The following is a 3,397-nucleotide window of genomic DNA, read 5'->3' as shown; positions in this document are numbered from 1 at the left end:
TACTGTTCGGTCGATTGATAAGTGGGGAGAAGGGCCTAATCTACAAAACAGGCTTTTTGCCTTGCCTGGGTACAAGCTCTCTTCTCCCATCCCAAGTGCCCTTGAGATTAAGCATTTCTGCTTACCGTTTAAAGATACAAGCCTGGGTGCAAGCCGCAGGCTGTAAACCCGGGATTTTCTACTATTACAATAAAGGCCTCATAAAAGCACGTAAATCGGGTCTTTCTTTCATGCGATATTGATAAACAGCATAAAAGGCAATGACGTTCTTTAAGTAGTTGCGTGTTTCATGCCAGGGAAGGGTCTCAATCCAGATATCGATTTGTTTGGGTGGGTGATTCCTGAGCCAATAATTCACTCGACTTGGACCAGCATTGTAGGCTGCTGCCATTAACACGGGATGTCTATCAAAGCGATTGGCTAATTGTTTTAGATAGGCAACACCGATGTTGATATTTTTTGAAATAAAAACAGCTGTTCTTTGTCGCCATAAGCAATTTTTTCGCGCTTTGCTACCACCTTTGCAGTGGCAGGCATTACTTGCATGAGACCACGGGCACCAACAGGCGAGATGACATCGCGGCGAAAAGCACTTTCCTGGCGAATAATGGCATAGATAAACTCGCTGGGAATTTGGTAATTTTTAGCATATTGGTTAATGGTGGGTTGGTAAGCCAAAGGAAAGCGCAATACCAGCTGATTATTTAATTCATCAGAATTGCTTAAATAAACTGATTTGCCATGCCACTGCAAATCGGTTGCAACCCAATAAATAAGAGCGCTCTTGTCCTCTTTGGGCAGTTCACTAATAAAATCATTGAGTAGCCTTGAGGCCTGTCCGTCTTGTTTGGTTTGATAGAGGTATTTAATGTTATCCGTAATCGGTTGATAAGGTTTTAAAATAGCCATATTAGCGACAGGCGGTTCATTTTCAAAACTGGGTGCTTTGTTCAACCGTATGCTGGCAAGAAAACCATAATAATGCCTTGATTTGGCGAGTGTTTGATAGATGGCGTTCGCTTTGTTTTTCTCCTCTGGCTTCCAGTGCGCGCGCTAACCAGTATTGCCAGCAAGGTTTATCTTTATCAGGAGAATGATTAATCAAAGACTCAACTCTAGCCCACTGTTGGCGCTTGAGGGCATAACGAATTTGCCAATCAAGGAGGACGTCGTTGTAATAAGCTGGTTTTACCTTGTCAAACCAGTATTGAGTATCATCATGATTACGCATCGCCTTATAAAGTGCCAAATGAGCAAGAAAGGCTTGTTGTTGAGGTATGGTCAACAGCTTTTTAGTTTTGACATGTTGCCAATATTTGATGGCTTGATCCATGTTGATGGATACCATGCGTTTTAGACCATAAAGATAGAAATAATCATGCAGCTCACCAATCTCAAGTTGAGTGATACGGGATGGGCTTTGATAAATAGTCACAAGTAATCGTTCGTCTTTAAGACGTGGTTGTTTATATTGCTTAAGTAAATAGCGGGCTAACGGCAGATTGCGCTTGTCGAGTGCCAGAATAATTCGTTGCGTGATAAGTGTTTCATCAAAACTATCGCTTTTTACCAGTAAATTAAATAATTCATTACAAGCGGGTGGTTGAGAGCCGCCTGATAGCCATAAAAGCTTGGCAGCGTCCATCGCTTCCTGGGTTTTTCCTTCATGGTAATTGGCTAACTGATTATAGCACTGCAGGTTGACGTCGCTCGATTCCTGATAATGTTTGAGGTAATTGGACCAATCTTTTTGGCGGGCTAACTGGTATAACCATCTTTCGCGTAATTTTTTGGCAAGAGGTGTATCACTGTCAATAAACGCATAAAAATCGGGGCCAGGCTCTACAGGCAGGTCTTGGCTCCACTGCGTGTAGGCCATAAACCTGTTTAAATAAGCTTCGCCCGATGAGGCATGAATCATCGCTGATGAATACATCAGGCCTAAAATAAATAATATCTTCTTCATAACCTCTCGATTACCGCAATAGAAGAGCCGTTTAACGGTCTTTATCCCTGTTATTTGCCCTAATTAATTACAATGTGGGTGAATTTTATTATATAACCATTTATAGGGACTGTTTACATGTCGCCAGCTTGAGTGCTTACGTCTTGACAGTAGAAATGTAAACAGTCCCTTAAATTGATGTTAGTTGATTACGCATTGCTGTAATAGTCTTTGCATAATCATTACTGGAGAATATAGCAGAACCGGCAACAAATTGGGTAGCTCCTGCTTGTGCCAAACGAGCAATATTTTCTGTACTGACACCGCCATCGACACAAATAGGGAGAGTAGGGTATTGCTGCTTTATCAAACTGATTTTATTGATTATTTCTGGGATCAAGGTTTGGCCGCCAAAACCAGGATTAACCGTCATGACCAAAACAAAATCCAGGCGATGGATACACCAGCTTAAGCAATCAAGTGACGTCGCTGGATTTAAAACCAGGCCTGCCTGGCAATCTTGTTGCTGGATAAGTTGCAGGCTGCGATCAAGATGAATGGTTGCATCTGGATGAATACTAATGCGTTTGGCACCGGCTTTGGCAAATTGAGTAATCAAATCGTCAACCGGTTTAGTCATCAAGTGCACATCAATAGGAATGCTGGGAAAACGATGATGCAGTGCCTGGCAAATCGGTGGCCCGAAGGTAAGATTAGGGACGTAATGATTATCCATCACATCAAAATGAATCATATCAGCACCGGCTTGCATGACTGCAGTGACTTCTTCACCAAAACGTGTCATATCGGCTGAAAGCAGCGAAGGTGCTATGAGATAGGTCATCAGAGGCCTTAAATAAAATAGAAGAACTTTATAGCAGGCATTAAATGCCTGCTGGCTAATAGAAGTTAGGCTTCACTGAAAGTATAGTTAAAAAACAAATTCAGTGTATGAACCTGGAATCGTGTATCGAAGGCGCTTATTGTTCTTGTGGTCATGTAACGATAGTCAAGTCCAAAGGAGGTTTGATCACTGTAGAAATAACTTAAGCCAAGAATGATTTGCCCCACAGGGGTACTGGAACTTGCTTTCCCACCAGTGATGAAAAATTCGGTTGAAGGCTGTGTAGGAGCAGGTTGGGCGATACCGTAGAAATTAAGTGCACTTGAAATATGCGCATAACCGACGCCTAGCCCAATGTAAGGAACAAAACTCGGATCATCATCTTCATCATAGATGTCATAGTAGCCATTAATCATCGCGCCACCGAAACTTGTATTGCCTTTTATTTTTATTCCTGGCGTCCCAAAACCCAAGGGGGGCAAAGGAAGCGGAGTGAAATGTCGTTTAAAGGTCAAGCCACCGACAGTGAGTCGAGTAATAGGGTTGTAATCGTAAAATAATTCCCCTTCAACGCGGAAATAACAGATCCGATAGCCAATCTGACCGCC

At 42.4% G+C, this 3,397-nt stretch carries 2 protein-coding genes and 1 pseudogene; all 3 read right to left on the bottom strand.

Going from position 1 to position 3,397, the window contains the following annotated elements; genetic code table 11:
* Nucleotides 1-184: 184 nt before the first annotated feature.
* Nucleotides 185-1,966, bottom strand: a pseudogene (locus BN58_RS26160) (transglycosylase SLT domain-containing protein).
* A gap of 169 nt (nucleotides 1,967-2,135) precedes the next feature.
* Entirely contained in the window at nucleotides 2,136-2,789 is a 654-nt protein-coding gene (gene rpe / locus BN58_RS15575) for a ribulose-phosphate 3-epimerase (RefSeq protein WP_019217607.1), read from the bottom strand.
* A 65-nt stretch (nucleotides 2,790-2,854) separates the two neighbouring features.
* Nucleotides 2,855-3,397: outer membrane protein (locus BN58_RS15570; RefSeq protein WP_019217606.1), on the bottom strand; the 543-nt coding region annotated here is incomplete at its 5' end.

Source organism: Legionella tunisiensis, assembly GCF_000308315.1.
Taxonomy (GTDB): domain Bacteria; phylum Pseudomonadota; class Gammaproteobacteria; order Legionellales; family Legionellaceae; genus Tatlockia; species Tatlockia tunisiensis.
Note: the sequence above shows the minus strand (reverse complement) of the source record. Positions and strands in the feature narration are given on the sequence as shown.

What these genes read in the sequence shown, in the direction of transcription:
- rpe (WP_019217607.1), bottom strand. Translation starts at nt 2,789, where the DNA reads ATGACCTATCTCATAGCACCTTCGCTGCTTTCAGCCGATATGACACGT.